Annotated in this window: 15 protein-coding genes; 13 read left to right on the top strand and 2 right to left on the bottom strand. The window is 38.4% G+C overall.

What is annotated here, in order from left to right; all coding sequences use genetic code 11:
- The first annotated feature begins 158 nt into the window (after window positions 1-158).
- Both LOZ80_RS12110 and LOZ80_RS12105 read left to right on the top strand, forming a co-directional pair.
- Complete coding sequence (locus LOZ80_RS12110; protein WP_238171676.1) at window positions 159-548, top strand: hypothetical protein; 390 nt, start codon at window positions 159-161, stop codon at window positions 546-548.
- A gap of 141 nt (window positions 549-689) precedes the next feature.
- Window positions 690-983, top strand: a complete 294-nt coding sequence (locus tag LOZ80_RS12105; protein ID WP_238171675.1) for a hypothetical protein — start codon at window positions 690-692, stop codon at window positions 981-983.
- 85 nt (window positions 984-1,068) lie between these two features.
- On the opposite strand, the gene LOZ80_RS12100 is transcribed toward LOZ80_RS12105, so the two are convergent.
- Window positions 1,069-1,332 (bottom strand): hypothetical protein, encoded by a 264-nt coding sequence (locus tag LOZ80_RS12100; RefSeq protein WP_238171674.1) that lies wholly within the window; start codon window positions 1,330-1,332, stop codon window positions 1,069-1,071.
- A 1,941-nt stretch (window positions 1,333-3,273) separates the two neighbouring features.
- Here LOZ80_RS12100 and LOZ80_RS12095 point away from each other — a divergent pair.
- The 10 genes from LOZ80_RS12095 (at window position 3,274) to LOZ80_RS12050 (ending at window position 11,542) form a co-directional block, all read left to right on the top strand.
- Window positions 3,274-4,236 (top strand): immunoglobulin-like domain-containing protein, encoded by a 963-nt coding sequence (locus LOZ80_RS12095; protein WP_238171673.1) that lies wholly within the window; start codon window positions 3,274-3,276, stop codon window positions 4,234-4,236.
- Between the two features lie 104 nt (window positions 4,237-4,340).
- Window positions 4,341-4,820 carry a CDI toxin immunity protein gene (locus LOZ80_RS12090; RefSeq protein ID WP_238171672.1) on the top strand — a complete coding sequence of 160 codons (480 nt, stop codon included), beginning with the start codon at window positions 4,341-4,343 and terminating at the stop codon, window positions 4,818-4,820.
- A 68-nt stretch (window positions 4,821-4,888) separates the two neighbouring features.
- Window positions 4,889-5,212 (top strand): hypothetical protein, encoded by a 324-nt coding sequence (locus LOZ80_RS12085; protein ID WP_238171671.1) that lies wholly within the window; start codon window positions 4,889-4,891, stop codon window positions 5,210-5,212.
- A 255-nt stretch (window positions 5,213-5,467) separates the two neighbouring features.
- Entirely contained in the window at window positions 5,468-6,565 is a 1,098-nt protein-coding gene (locus LOZ80_RS12080; protein ID WP_337951017.1) for a tyrosine-type recombinase/integrase, read from the top strand.
- A 473-nt stretch (window positions 6,566-7,038) separates the two neighbouring features.
- Entirely contained in the window at window positions 7,039-8,109 is a 1,071-nt protein-coding gene (locus LOZ80_RS12075; protein ID WP_238171669.1) for a hypothetical protein, read from the top strand.
- A gap of 185 nt (window positions 8,110-8,294) precedes the next feature.
- Window positions 8,295-9,263 (top strand): pPIWI-associating nuclease domain-containing protein, encoded by a 969-nt coding sequence (locus tag LOZ80_RS12070; protein ID WP_238171668.1) that lies wholly within the window; start codon window positions 8,295-8,297, stop codon window positions 9,261-9,263.
- 4 nt (window positions 9,264-9,267) lie between these two features.
- Window positions 9,268-9,558 carry a hypothetical protein gene (locus LOZ80_RS12065; RefSeq protein ID WP_238171667.1) on the top strand — a complete coding sequence of 97 codons (291 nt, stop codon included), beginning with the start codon at window positions 9,268-9,270 and terminating at the stop codon, window positions 9,556-9,558.
- A 129-nt stretch (window positions 9,559-9,687) separates the two neighbouring features.
- Window positions 9,688-10,047 (top strand): hypothetical protein, encoded by a 360-nt coding sequence (locus LOZ80_RS12060; RefSeq protein ID WP_238171666.1) that lies wholly within the window; start codon window positions 9,688-9,690, stop codon window positions 10,045-10,047.
- A gap of 270 nt (window positions 10,048-10,317) precedes the next feature.
- On the top strand, window positions 10,318-10,845 hold the full coding sequence (locus LOZ80_RS12055; RefSeq protein WP_238171665.1) for a hypothetical protein: 528 nt from the start codon (window positions 10,318-10,320) through the stop codon (window positions 10,843-10,845).
- Between the two features lie 166 nt (window positions 10,846-11,011).
- On the top strand, window positions 11,012-11,542 hold the full coding sequence (locus LOZ80_RS12050; protein WP_238171664.1) for a hypothetical protein: 531 nt from the start codon (window positions 11,012-11,014) through the stop codon (window positions 11,540-11,542).
- A gap of 545 nt (window positions 11,543-12,087) precedes the next feature.
- On the opposite strand, the gene LOZ80_RS12045 is transcribed toward LOZ80_RS12050, so the two are convergent.
- A complete protein-coding gene (locus LOZ80_RS12045) occupies window positions 12,088-12,429 on the bottom strand; it encodes a winged helix-turn-helix transcriptional regulator (RefSeq protein ID WP_238171663.1) in 342 nt (113 codons plus the stop codon).
- Window positions 12,430-12,696: 267 nt separating this feature from the next.
- Between LOZ80_RS12045 and LOZ80_RS12040 the strand changes: the two genes are divergently transcribed.
- Window positions 12,697-13,575, top strand: coding sequence for an alpha/beta fold hydrolase (locus LOZ80_RS12040; protein ID WP_238171662.1), 879 nt, complete (start codon window positions 12,697-12,699; stop codon window positions 13,573-13,575).
- The last annotated feature ends 8 nt before the right edge of the window (window positions 13,576-13,583 follow it).

Raw genomic sequence — 13,583 nt, 5'->3', positions numbered from 1 at the left:
CACGGCAGCTCCTCTTTTGTTTATTAAACTAAAGGGCAGTTTAGCGTGGTGATTGTCTCAAAAAGTGAAGTATAATAATGGTAGTAATTACTAACAAAAGGGGTGTCATTATACCCGAATATTCTCATTCCAAACGAATTCCAGTAGGAGGGGAGTTAATGGACAACTATCCCAAGTACGTAACTAGGGAAGCCATTGAAAGTCTTGTTAAAAAATTGAGTTTACCTAAACCAGGCCCATTTACCCAAGATTGGGAATATGAAGTGGCAGATGATACAAGAATAAATGAATTTCTTTCTTGTTATGAAAGTATAATTCTTAACGAAGAAGAAAAATTTGCTTTAATGATCGTAATTATTGAATCACTCAATGACGCTATTGAAAAAGGTGATGTTAGTGAACCAATATTGAGAAAAGCAAAGGAGCTACTATTAAAAGATATAGCCATCCATACAAATACAATATTATATTGGTCGTTAGAAGGTGAGGACTTAGAGGATTGCTTTGCCATAACTCCATTTATTAGGTGTGTTAAGAAGATGATATAAACCAAACTGGTAGTAGTCTGCGTTAAGATAACTGAGGAACGTTAGTTGAGAAAACAGGAGGCAAATCACTGGTAGCTGCTCCTTGTTTTGAAGTAACAAGCAGCTGAGTTGAATGGGGAATTTATATATTGAGGTGAAAAAATGGATACTTTTTATGTCCTATTAAAGCAGTTTATTATTTCCTCCAGGGAACTCTTAAGTGTAGAGGACATTAAAGAAGTAGAGCATTACTTCAACCACAGTGAATATGAGATGGCACTTGAAGGACTTCTCATTGAACTTACCAAACTAGGGAAGTATCCTAGAGAGTTTAATTTCTCCGAGTGGAGAGAACTTGGGGAACATTATCAACTTGATAAAGAAACAGTTTTTGATGAGTTTATATGGATTAAGTTCTTGAAATGGGGAAATAATCACACGAGTCAAAATATCTGAAAATCATATTGTATTGAACTAACGGATACGGATAGTTCAATATGAAGAGGTAGTCCAGAACTTTTTACACAAAAGGGGGAGAGCACTAATGCTCTCCCTTTTGAGAATCCCGTAATTCTTCGGCTTGGCTTTGCAGGCGGTTAAATTGGGATTTTGGAAACCCAATTAAAGCAGTTTTGTCGCTGCAAAGCGAACAAGAACAATGCACTTTGTTTTTGGACAAACGTCCGTATTGCTCATTAGTTACAAGCCAGTGCGTTTGTTTAGCAATCTTTTTTTTACGCGCAATTGCTACCTTTCGTCGATGTCGAACGAATGCTTGGTTTCGATTTTTTCGTGTCGGTTTCAAATTATCACGCCCCCTTGGTTAGAGGCTCAGCCTGCAAAAGGCACCAAGGACAAGACAAATAGATCTTTTACAGGCTGAGCGTGATAATTTTCAGCTTCAGTTGCATAGTGATCGGTCCTTTCCGATAAAGTTTCTGGGTTGGTTTATATTCATTGTATGCCATTGCTGAAGCCATCACAATCGGGGAAAGGCGGTCTTTTTTGAGCTAACGGGCAGATTACTTCAAGATAGTATCCGTGAGGTACTAAAGAAAAATAGTACTATCTAGTGGGGAGTCGCTTCAGTAAAATTGTGGTAAACACGAAGGTGCTGGGGGACTTTTTTGAAAATAAACTTAGATAGAATTATTTGTCTACGAGTATAGGCGAATGTTCCGAGAAAAGGAGTAAAAACATTGAAGAACCTTCTTCTCTCATTCCTATATTACATATCTCTAGGAATAGCTCTTTTTATTGTTTTATATCTTTATTCTGATGATTATAATTTTCCTTGGTCAACACACGATGAGGGATTGAAATATCTTCACTTTTTATTAACAGAACCGTTTCCTCTAGCGATATCACTTTTTTCAACGGTTGGAATAAGTGATATTAGGTGGAGGAAGGTGAGAAAACTGAGACAGCTACTTGTACTTTTTATTTTTCTTACAACATCCGTTTATATGTTAGCTGATGGAGGATCTCTAGGATATACAAAATTATTAATTGGCTTCATATTAGCCTTATCACTTACTGGATTTACAATATTATTACCCTTTGTAGAGATGTTTCTAATTAAGAGACATTCAAGAACAAGTATTTAATGCAGATTCAAGATGTAGGAACCATCGCTTAACACCTTATGTACGCAGCGTGCTGCTGCGACTATCAGCCCGATAGAGGATCTTCGAGGTGGATCCTGGATCTAGAAGGTAAAGGCCTAATTTTTTCGCATACGTGTTGCGCTTCCGGTTATTTACCACATTAAACTTAACTTGAACGATAGTGCAAAAACAAGGGACAGATCGCCGTGCTAGGCAGCTGTCCCTTGTTTCATTGAAGTAACGGGCAGTATACTGCGGTAATAAGTTCAGGTACTATAAAAAAATAGCACTACTGAAATAAAACAAAACATCCTATAATTTAATTGAAAGTAGATTTATGTTGTGCTTTGTCAATGATAAACAAGAGGTGGAAATATGAAGAACTGTTCTAATTGTCAAAGTATAAACGTCAAACAGATGAGTTCATTTCATACAAGACTCTTACTTTCCATCTACTTATTTTTGAATTTTTACTTTTTTACAGGTGTCATTGACTACGGAGAATAGAATACTTTAATTCCTTTTATTATTCCTTATTCACACAAATGCTCTGACTGTAATACAACATTTTTTTGGATTGCCCAGAATTAAATTAAATAACTTTTGGGTAGGAAATAAACCTGATATATATTTGCTTGCAATGTCACCTTCAATACTTATAATTACACTCTTAATACTGAACTTTCCAAATACAGGACTAGGACGTATAGTGTATTTACCAAATATATACGTTCTTAAATAGTGTGGTTGTCCTTTTATATTTATTTAAATTTAGAAAGCGTAATGGAACATCGAAATTTATTACATTGGCGTTGTTATTAATAGTAACTGTGATTCTTTCTGTATGTTTTTATCCTCAAGAATATGGTGTTGGGATATTAAAAAAGATTTTCACCTAAAACTCGAACGGGGTTATGTTTCGAGGCGAGTAACTGAGTAATTTCATCTAACAATGTGTTCACGAATCGGCGGACAAGCCGTATCGGTCTCGGAAGATAAGTCACCCAGACACATCAGCACCACCTAACTGCATCGCATCATTAAGCTCCCTCGGGACACGATAGTTGAACGGCTGCCGCAAAGCAGCCGCTATTACGTTAATTGGCAGTTATGCTCAATAACTTAGTGAGGGAGGATTTATGAATAGCAAAAAAATATTATTACTAGGTCTCGGAATTCCGTTGTTACTGCTAATTGCGATAGCATCATTTCTTATTTTACCTTGGCTTCTGATAATCATAGGCATTTATTTAGAGCCCAACCTACCTACACCAATGAATAAACATGGGGAATTTCCGTTTCATTTGGCCTATGAATTAAATGGCAAACAATTTATGATTGACGATACAATCATTTGTGATTATGCCGGAATTGGTATGGATGAGGGACATGGAAAATATATAAAATGGGATGAGCACTTAGCCAACGGAGAAAAGATTACACAAAAATTAATGTCTAATGAAGAACAGTTTAGCATTACATTATTTGATGGTTTTGTTCAAGGTCAGGGCGGTACATTCATAAATTATGATCTCGGGAATCCGCAATATTATTTAGGATACAAAAAGTACACAAGTTATAACCCAGGACGTGTAAGTATATCAAGCCCGACTGCTAGCGGGATTATCAGTGAGGATGAACTTTGGAATAAATACAAAATAAAAATAATTGAAGCGAAGTTTTCTCAGCCAATGGTTGGAAATAGCATTTCGACAGCGTCTAGTTATAAAGATGTTGCTAATAACGCAGCAAAAGGCGTTACAGTTATTCCACAAGAATCTTCATATTCTCCTAATACAAAGCAAATTATTTTTACATGGAAAAACGATACAGACAAACAGTTAACGTATGAAGATAGTTTTTATATCCAAAAGAAAATTGACGGTAATTGGCAGGACGTATATCGCGAAAAAGCAGTTGGCTTTTCTCAAGAAAAGAAAAGCTTTGAATCTCATACTCAAATCACACACACATACGATATAAGTAAATATACGAATAATATTCCATCAGGAAATTATCGGGTTGTTTCTCCAGTACTTGTACCCTTGAAGGAAAGATCCTATGAAGCTCATGTTTTGTGTGGAGAGTTTACAATAAATTAGTAACTAAATAAGCAATATTGAACTAACGGGGAACTGATAGTGAAGCATCTGTTCGCTGAGATACGTTAATGTAAAGCTAGCCGTTTTTGAGGAATGGTGACAACGTGAATGGGAAACAGGATAGAAAGTGGAGACTGGAACAACTACTCAATAAACAGAAGTTAAAACACAAAGAAGAGTTTGGCGTATTATTCGAGGAATGTGTTAATGCATTGGGAGAGGGTACTAACATATATTCAAAAGAAAAAAGCGATGAAATATATGATTATCTCGGAGAAAACTATCCATTTTCCCCTTGGTCAAGAATTGATTGGGAAAATGTAAACTACAAAATGGTTGTAGGAAATGTAAATGAAATCGAGACCATCCTTATTAAAAAATATGGGGAACTAATTGAAGAAAATGTATTCATTCTTTGGAGTTATGGGGATTTCCCTGTATTGCAAGCTCAACTTCATAAAGCCATAAGTGCAATTGATGATTTGTTGGCAGTTAGTTCGGATGTATATTTTTTATCCCCATCGAAATATGTAATTGAACTTTATCATGACGGGGAAATCACAATCGGTTTCAAAAGACGATGAAACTAACGGAAAACGATAGCCTAATCATTTATCTCCAATTCACCGCGGCGGAGTTTGGAGGCTAAATAATGTCTGTAAGTGTGTTTAGAATGAATCAAGAGGATAATTCATTTGAACTAGGTTTTGAAATACCAATTTCTAGTGAAGAATTCTTTACAAAGTTTTGGCAGTCAGCTATTGAGGAGTTAAAAATTCATGGTATTCAGAATGGAGTAGAATTAAAAAAAGAACAATTAGAATCTACACTTTTGGAACTAATAAAGTTGAGAACTTGGGCATATGCTAATCTGAAGAATAATGATTTGGAGTATATGGTGACAAGGATTGATTTGCTTATTGAAAAGTTACCATTAGCTTTTAAAGCGGAAAATACCATTCTGTGGATTGGGTAATTTCGTTGAGGGACGGGTACGTTACTTCAATAAGAATTACCGGCTTGCTGCACAGTCAGATGATCCCTATTTTTGCAAAACTTCTTTAAAACTGCGGTAAACGATAGCTAAATATTGGAATATAAGATTAAACCCTCCTATTTCTAGCAAATCTAGAGTTAACAAAACTAGGGAGGGTTTTTTATTATGAATTTAAAGGATCTGTGGATGCTGTATGAAGCTGATAAACGTATTTAGGGATTTAATCCACACACAATGAAAGCATACTCTCTACAATTAAAGATGTTAGTTCTTGTAATTGGTGATCTTGAATTAGAGGAAATATCTCTAATCTTACTTAAAGACTATTTGGCTAGGGTATCAGAGAGATTAAAACCTAGTAGTTTAGGCCATCGCATTCGCTTTGCACGTTCCCTTTTTCGTTTTGCATTTGAAGAGGGACATCTCCCGCGGAATCCTTCTATTAAATTGAGAGAACCAAAGATGGATAAACGCATTCCGAAATTTCTGATTGAGGAGGACGTAATTCATCTTAAGATTTCCTATTACTCTAATCGAGAGCATGCTTTATTAGAGTTTCTATACTGCACTGGATGCCGCGTTGGAGAAGTTCAGAAAATAAACCTTGAAGACATCAACTGGGAAAACTGCTCCGCTATCGTGAATGGTAAAGGATCCAAACAAAGAGAGGTTTATTTTACTACGGAGTGTAAGGTTTGGCTTAAGAGGTACCTGGACAGCAGAAATGATACTTGTAAAGCATTGTTTGTCACCGAAACGAATCCTATCCGTCGATTGGCGATTCCAACGATTCGTTGGTCTTTGAAAAAGCTGGCTAGACGAGGTGATATTACTGCGAATGTAAAACATATGCGTTCCAAAACGGCAAACTTATGGGTTAAGTCACAGATGTTTCCAGACAGCTCCGCGAGGTTCTGCACCTCTTACCTAGTACGTGACGTCTACTTGAAATATGCGAGGACTAGGAGTGAGAATATCTTATGTATCACGGGCGAGAGGCACGAAGAAAGCTCTCGAAGAGCGGGTTACTCCTCTTGGTCAATCAGCGATGCTACTGCTGAAACCAAGGGTAGGCATGTATATAATTTTCGCCCGATCCTACACCTTAAGAAGTTTGAAGTTAGTGAATGGGTAAGAGCAGCCGGTGTAAAGGAGCACATAGTTTATTCATATGTTTCTAGGGTTTCGTACCGCTGGTCCCCCCGTATGAGATTTAGGTGCGCTGCCTTTTATGAGCGCACCTTTTGTCTTTGTGAATATATTAAAGCACAGATAAATAGAAGGGGGAGTATTAATGTTATTGCCTTATTATTGTCACTTTATACTCGGTAATTAAGAGTATAGGAGACAAAAACGGTCATTTAAAAGTATATTTAGTAAAACGCCTCTTTTTTTCGACCGGTCAAACGCATTGAAAAAGAAATCTGCTGCGCTCCTGTTCTTCGTAATACTTGTACCCTGTTCCTCTTACAATTTTTCACCCATAATAGGATTAATGAGGTTGTCAGAAGAAAGTAAATTTGTTGACTAGCGCGCGCCGGCGATGGTGGTCGGGCTAGAACAACTACAGCTCACGCTCCTGGTGCTTCCGGGATGAGATGGGGTTGTGTGGCCGGTGAGCCGGGCTGCAAACAGTCTAAAACCTATTTTATTTAGCTTGTGTGTTATCTTTTCAAACCGCTTTAATATCACGGTCTACTATTTATTTCCCCTCTTACAATGGGTTACCTTATTTGAACTTCAGGACTGAGTTGTTTAAAATTAATCAACCAAGAAAAATCACCTGAGATTAGGAGGAATTAAGATTGTCACACTATGTCTACGATTTTGAAATGCAATTTGAAGGAGTGGAATTCGACGGATCTATCTCCAATGCAATGTGCGCGAAGTTAGGTAGTGACAACACGGAGCTAAATTCGCTAGAATTTCAAACAAAAGGTAATCAGGCTACCTCAGTAAAAGGCCAAACAACTACTACTTTTACCTTACCGACAGATCCTAGTATCTCTTTTGCTGCATTCAAATATGTAGTTAATGATTTGACACAATGGATCTTTAATACTCTTTTATTATCGAATACATCAAGTAGGAACAATGGATTAATACGTGTAAGAAAGAAAGGAAATACGAGATTTAAATTAATTGAGAGAAGTCTTGAGTGTTGTCATGTGGAAACTACATATGAAACGATGGAATTTGACCGAATTAATTACGATTCAGCATCCGTACCAATTCAAATTTCTTCCTTTGAAAAGTCGCTTGGTGATGTTAGCAAAATTAAGGGAGTACGAACAACGGGCACAAAGGATAACGTTGAGAGGGCGTTATTTTGGATGAACAATGCTAATGGTATCGGCAATGAAGTTGGACTTCGATATCATGAAATGATTGCCAAATATCGTTCTCTTTGGACAGCATACAATTCACTATATGATTTAGAAACCAATTCTCACTTTAATCCTAGAGTGGGTGGTACTCTGGAAGGTGAAAAAGCTGAGATTATTATGTACATGAATAATCGGTTGTTTGCTAAAACATATCTGATGAATATTACGGCAGGACGAATTCATTTCTTAAATTCTTTCATTAATGCTGACTTGAAGGTGAGAAAGGGTAGAGGGAAAGTAAATGTTTCTACTGAGTTGTCGTACTATGTTGATGAGCATATATACCCTCACGGCCCAAGACTCTTTCCTGAGCCTGTGTTGACAAATAACATGGAAGAAGCACTTTTAATGTGTTTGTATGCCATTCGAAACGATAATTTTCATGGTGGTAACCTAGAAAATGCCGTTTCTTTTGTAAGAGAATGCATTGAAGTGTTAGAAGGGTTTGTAAAGCACTGTATTTTAGAAGAGTTAGCTCGACTGCCGTAGATGTTCGGTGAAACTCGGAAAATAAAGTTGTAGTCTGGCAGCAAGCGATGGCGGTGAGCACGAACAGCTGCAGCTCAAGTTCCTGCGTTTCTGGAAGGCAGCAGCAGTTCCGAGAAAATAAAGTAGACTGGTAAATAAAGTTGTAGACAATGAAAATAATATGCTAGATAAGGTGGGTTAAAGACATGAAACAAATGCCGAGACACGTCATTCAAAAGTATCTAAAGAGAACAATGGAAGTTGATGCGTTTACGGCATCGCTCGATGCACTATCATCTGAAACAAATCCATTACGCTACGCATTCTTCTCTTTAGGGATTAGGGAACTAGTTAATCATGTCATCGATCGTTTAGCTCCAAATTCAAGTGTCATGCTATGTGGGTGGTGGGACGACAACAATGGCAAAAGAACGACACCTAAAAGAACGGAAAAAATGCAGTATGCGATTCGTGGGGGACTCTCGGATGAATTCGTGACCGACGTGCTTAAGCTGGACCTGTCATTTATCATAGACAGAACACAACAGGCGGTAGACGAACTCAGTATATACGTTCACTACAATAAAAGCACGTTTAACGTGGATCATGTTACCGGGAACAAGCTTGTGGAGGATACTTTATCTGCTGTACATAGATTCTTTGAAGACATCGAAGAACTGAAAGAAATGGTTTCTGAGGCGCTGGAAGTATCTCTGCATAAAGCGATCTCATCGGCCACAATTGAAGACGTATTGGTTGAAGTTGACATGTTGTCTACACATTATATTGTCGAAGGAAGCGACATTGAGGAAATCATTGTGAGGTCAATTGATCATCAGCATATCGATGTCCAAGTAAGTGGTAATGTTGATATCGAGCATCAGTATGGCTCCGACGGGGACTACGAGCGGGGAGATGGCGTTCGATTTGAAAGTTCCTATCCGTATGTTGTTAATCTTCAGCTAGATGTCAATGAGCCGCTAGAAATCACTATCGAAACCGATGATATTATTGTCAATACAGATAGTTTTTATGGTGATGAAGAAGAAGAGGACTTGGAGCATTGGTCCGTCGATGAGATGGAGGAAACCAACGGGGATGCTGATAGGGAAGTCTTTGATCCAACTGAGCATTTTTATAATATGGAAATAATACAGGGTCATATTAGGATGTGACGAGATGGGGAAGATCGTAGTCAAGGATACATTTGTCATTAAAAGCATCCTTGAAACTAATGTTAAGTTCAAGGATTGTATCATTGTTTATGGACAAATCATTGTTGATGATGTCCTTGAAATTGGAGATGAGTTAATCGATGATTCGAGAAAAGGCTTTAAGTGTAAAGTTATTGATTTCCCGTTAATTAGGAAGATACCTTACTTGAAGGACCATATACATATTATTGTTAAGCCGACAGTTTCAGGGTACTCATTAGAGGATGTAAAGGATATGTTATTATCCAAAATGTAAGAAGATACATAATCATATGTGATTCTAACGGAGAACGATAGCACGGTGGTGAAAACAATCCATCGCTAACTCGCGGATTGTGTCTTACTTGGTTAGTAGAGAATGAAAAACTGTTTTTGGAGAGCTACTATGATAAGAAATTGGGATGATATTTGTTCTGATTATGAACGACTAAGTAGTAAAGATAACAAGTTTTTAAGTATTTACAACTTGGTGGTTTCTGTCAGAGATTCAAATTTTTCGAATCATATTTACGGATGGACTTCAGTTTGTGATTTATATATCGTACAAAATGAAGTGAATTATCCTTATGAAGGGCCTAAACTATTAGTAAGACAATTAGAATGTAATAAATTAGAATTTAGGTACATCGATACTTATGAGGCGGAAAGACAATGGAATAGAGTGTTTGATGGAAGTGATGGGTTCGGGAAATTAAAAAAATTATTCTTTGATTTACATTGGTTCTATCCTAACTTTATAAAGTAATTAGAAATAGTATAACTTGGACCTGAATATGATAAACATGATTGCACTAACGGGCACTCTAGCACAATAAACAGGGACCAGATTGCCGCAAAAGCTGTTCCCTGTTTTTATGAAGTAACTGTCAGTTTAACGCAGGATTCGAAAGTTTATTCGTCAAGTATGTTCAATAATCCATTTGCCATAGGCAGGAATCAGAAATTTGAAACAGGGTTATTGTACCAATAGCTGTTCGCAAAACCAGAAAAAACAAATTTTATCAATGGTGATATTATGAATATCTATGGTCATCTAAATAAGGTTACTCGAATTTTTTTAGATTTAGTATTCGAACCAAGTAATTTTAATCCTCCAAAAATCATAGATGAACTTAGGGAATCTTGGACATACATTGAGAAGTACATCAAAAATGCTCATCCAAAATGGACAAGTAATTGGGATAAAACAATAATGAATTTAAACCCTAATGAACTAGCTATCTCTGAAGATATGGTAAAAGATACACGTAAGAAAATAGATAAATTAATGAAGGAACGAAGAGTCAAAGACTATTTTAGCTTATATATATCGATTGTCGAGGGTCTGACAATTTATAATAAGTCGTACGAAGAGTCATGTGATGTTTGTCAGGGTGAGCTTCATTATTATACAAATATAAGCAGTAAAACAGTTGTAAAGGAATGCACAACATGTGGTTGTTTATATAACGGTAAGTATGGAACTAAAATCGGATGGGGAAAAGACATTTCTTTAAGGCCTGCAAATAAAAGTGAATTAGAAAGTGAAGGAATTCTGGGATGATGATAACACAGGAATTCTGCAAAACTGCGTAACACCTCATTTAACGCCGCGGCTGGCTCCCAACGAACTCGAGTTGTTCGAGGTCTGTTCCGCTCCCTCGGGCAGTATAATTCCAATATGTGGTACAATTAAGTCGATAATATTCATTCTTTCGAAGGGGCTCTTTATGAACGTTGTGAGTGCTACAAAAGATGATTTGAGCGGATGGTTGGAATTGACTGCAGAAGTAGAATACTTATTTGGTCCTATGGTAAGCGATCCAAAATATATTAAGGCAATAGAGAAAAATATTAACCAAACCAGTGCATTCTGTGTTAGGGAAAACGATGGAGCTCCAGGATCTTTCTTACTCGGTGGAATATTATTCTCGTCAGTAAATTCACCAAGCTACAAGATGGCAAAAGAGGTGACTGTACCTCGAGGAAAGAAATTAACTGAGTTAGCAACAAAAAACATGCCTTTACTGCTTTTTAAAATTCCTTTGAAAAAGCAGGAAGGAGCAACAGTTTATATGGATAACCGCCGTTCGTTTAACATAGATGACATAGGTTTGAAATGCCCGTTTCTTTCAAATAATCAAAGAAAAGTAAGAGAAAGCGAGATCAGTTTTAATCCATTGTCTATGTCGCTTGGAAATATTAATGAGGAGACTGAGGTTCGTTTAGCAATGTCATATATCAGCAAACTCCTTATTTAAAAATGAATGCCAACTTCAAGAAATTGGAAAGGGCTTGGAAACCACCGAATCTGGGTGGTTTTCCAAGCCTTTTTTGCGACGAGTAGTTCTTGTCGTTTAACGGGTCAAGTTCTTGACGTCCGATATTGGGTTTCTGGAAAGATACCCTTTAGACTATGGAGTACATATGTATAAAATACGGGTTTTGTGAACATGTAGTAGGGTTTTAAGTTCTGGATGTAAATAAACGTGTCGTCATTGCACGCAATTCCCGTTTACTCATTCCAAAAAGAACTGCCGTTTGGCAGCTCCTTTTCGTTTGTAGAGTGTTCTTTATTCAAGGTTTGCCAAACCGAACTAGCACATGAATTTTAATTCCTGAAGAACTTCTTGATAATTATCTCTATCGCTACATGATTCCGGATTAGCAGCATATGAGTTGCCATTGTCTGTGAACTCGTTAGATGACTTTTAAAATGACATGTAAACCCCGTTACTTCAACGAAAAAGAGCTTGTTCCGCTCCCAACCGTCTACGCTCCCGTGCTTCGTTACATTCACACACACCTATGCCATCTCTTCCGTCCCACGCTCGGTACTTAAGCCATTTTCCTGAACCCATGTCCACATAGCCGCAAAAATAGGCTGCAGATTCCACCCTCGCTCAGTCAGCTCATATTCGATGTGCAAGGGTACACCGGGGTACTGCGTGCGCGTTATAATCCCCTTCTCCTCCAGCACCCGTAGTCGATCCGTTAACGTCTTCGGGCTAATCGGGTGTAGCTTTCGCCGCATCTCTCCAAATCGTTTGGTTCCGACAAACAACTCTAGCAGAAGAGGCAGGGTCCACTTACCATCCAAGATTTCTAGCAAAGGATCAATGGCTTCGATACAAGAACGATCCAACATTGACGTTTTCCTCCATAGTTCATTTTTTGAAACTATTGCACTATATTGTAAGTACTTTTCAAATATACCACAGTACTGTAGTCTTATTGAAGAGCCGAAACACAAAATTCTACTTCATATCGATATCAATCCCTGTGTGGTGCGCGCAACCGGGGCGCTCAATCGATATTAACAGGACTTTGAATCACTTCAATAATCAGAATATTTAGACATATAATCCATTCGATTTAAACGCTGCTTGTAACAATTGGCAGATTGGAGGCAAACATGCAAAGACCGTTTGATGTAGATGCATCGGAGTATCCGTTCAAGGACCACTGGATGTCTTATCGCGATGGCATGATTCATTACGTTGACGAGGGTCAGGGGCCTGTCATTCTTCTCCTACACGGAAACCCCACCTGGTCGTATCTTTACCGGAACGTCATCAAAGAATTGAGCGGCGAATGCCGTCTGATTGCATTAGATTTCCCGGGACTCGGAATGTCACGAGCTCCTTCCGATTATGGCTATACGCCGAAAGAGCATTCGGAGGCTGTCACTGAATTCATCCGGCGACTGGATCTCAAGGACTTCGTACTAGTCGTCCAAGATTGGGGAGGCCCGATCGGATTCAACTACGCTGTAAGGCACCGTGAGAACCTGCGCGGAGTTGTCGTGATGAATACCTGGGCATGGCCGGCCACGCTCCCTGCGATGAAGCTATTCTCGTTTGCCATGGGCGGATGGCCCTTCGGATATTGGCTGCAGACAAGGCGAAACTTCTTCGCCAAGAAGATTGTCCCGCATGGGATCTATCATTCCGAGAAAATCACGGATAACTTGAGAAAAGCCTACACCGATCCATTCCCAACCCCAAAATCCCGGAAACCGACATGGGTATTCCCAAGGCAGATCCGAAAAGCGCGTCCGTGGCTCGCGGAAATAGAGGCGAAACTTCCGGTTCTATCCAATTTACCAGCACAGATTCTGTGGGGGATGAAGGATAGCGCGGGCTTTCCACCCGAAGAGATGGCAAAATGGCAAGGTTATTTGAAATTGAATGAAACCGAGTCGTTAGACGATGCCTCCCACTATGTGCAGGAAGATCGGCCGGACCGGGTGGTCGCATCCATCCGCAGAGTCCTTGAACGGACATCGCGGTAATCAAGAAA

It is taken from the genome of Paenibacillus sp. HWE-109 (assembly GCF_022163125.1).
In the GTDB taxonomy this organism is placed as follows: Bacteria; Bacillota; Bacilli; order Paenibacillales; family NBRC-103111; genus Paenibacillus_E.
The sequence above is the reverse complement of the archived record's forward strand: the minus strand, read 5'-3'. Positions and strand labels throughout refer to the sequence as shown.

What these genes read in the sequence shown, in the direction of transcription:
- LOZ80_RS12070 (WP_238171668.1), top strand. Translation starts at nt 8,295, where the DNA reads ATGAAACAAATGCCGAGACACGTCATTCAAAAGTATCTAAAGAGAACA.
- LOZ80_RS12050 (WP_238171664.1), top strand. Translation starts at nt 11,012, where the DNA reads ATGAACGTTGTGAGTGCTACAAAAGATGATTTGAGCGGATGGTTGGAA.
- LOZ80_RS12065 (WP_238171667.1), top strand. Translation starts at nt 9,268, where the DNA reads ATGGGGAAGATCGTAGTCAAGGATACATTTGTCATTAAAAGCATCCTT.
- LOZ80_RS12110 (WP_238171676.1), top strand. Translation starts at nt 159, where the DNA reads ATGGACAACTATCCCAAGTACGTAACTAGGGAAGCCATTGAAAGTCTT.
- LOZ80_RS12085 (WP_238171671.1), top strand. Translation starts at nt 4,889, where the DNA reads ATGTCTGTAAGTGTGTTTAGAATGAATCAAGAGGATAATTCATTTGAA.
- LOZ80_RS12055 (WP_238171665.1), top strand. Translation starts at nt 10,318, where the DNA reads ATGAATATCTATGGTCATCTAAATAAGGTTACTCGAATTTTTTTAGAT.
- LOZ80_RS12095 (WP_238171673.1), top strand. Translation starts at nt 3,274, where the DNA reads ATGAATAGCAAAAAAATATTATTACTAGGTCTCGGAATTCCGTTGTTA.
- LOZ80_RS12040 (WP_238171662.1), top strand. Translation starts at nt 12,697, where the DNA reads ATGCAAAGACCGTTTGATGTAGATGCATCGGAGTATCCGTTCAAGGAC.
- LOZ80_RS12080 (WP_337951017.1), top strand. Translation starts at nt 5,468, where the DNA reads ATGAAAGCATACTCTCTACAATTAAAGATGTTAGTTCTTGTAATTGGT.
- LOZ80_RS12060 (WP_238171666.1), top strand. Translation starts at nt 9,688, where the DNA reads ATGATAAGAAATTGGGATGATATTTGTTCTGATTATGAACGACTAAGT.
- LOZ80_RS12045 (WP_238171663.1), bottom strand. Translation starts at nt 12,429, where the DNA reads ATGTTGGATCGTTCTTGTATCGAAGCCATTGATCCTTTGCTAGAAATC.
- LOZ80_RS12105 (WP_238171675.1), top strand. Translation starts at nt 690, where the DNA reads ATGGATACTTTTTATGTCCTATTAAAGCAGTTTATTATTTCCTCCAGG.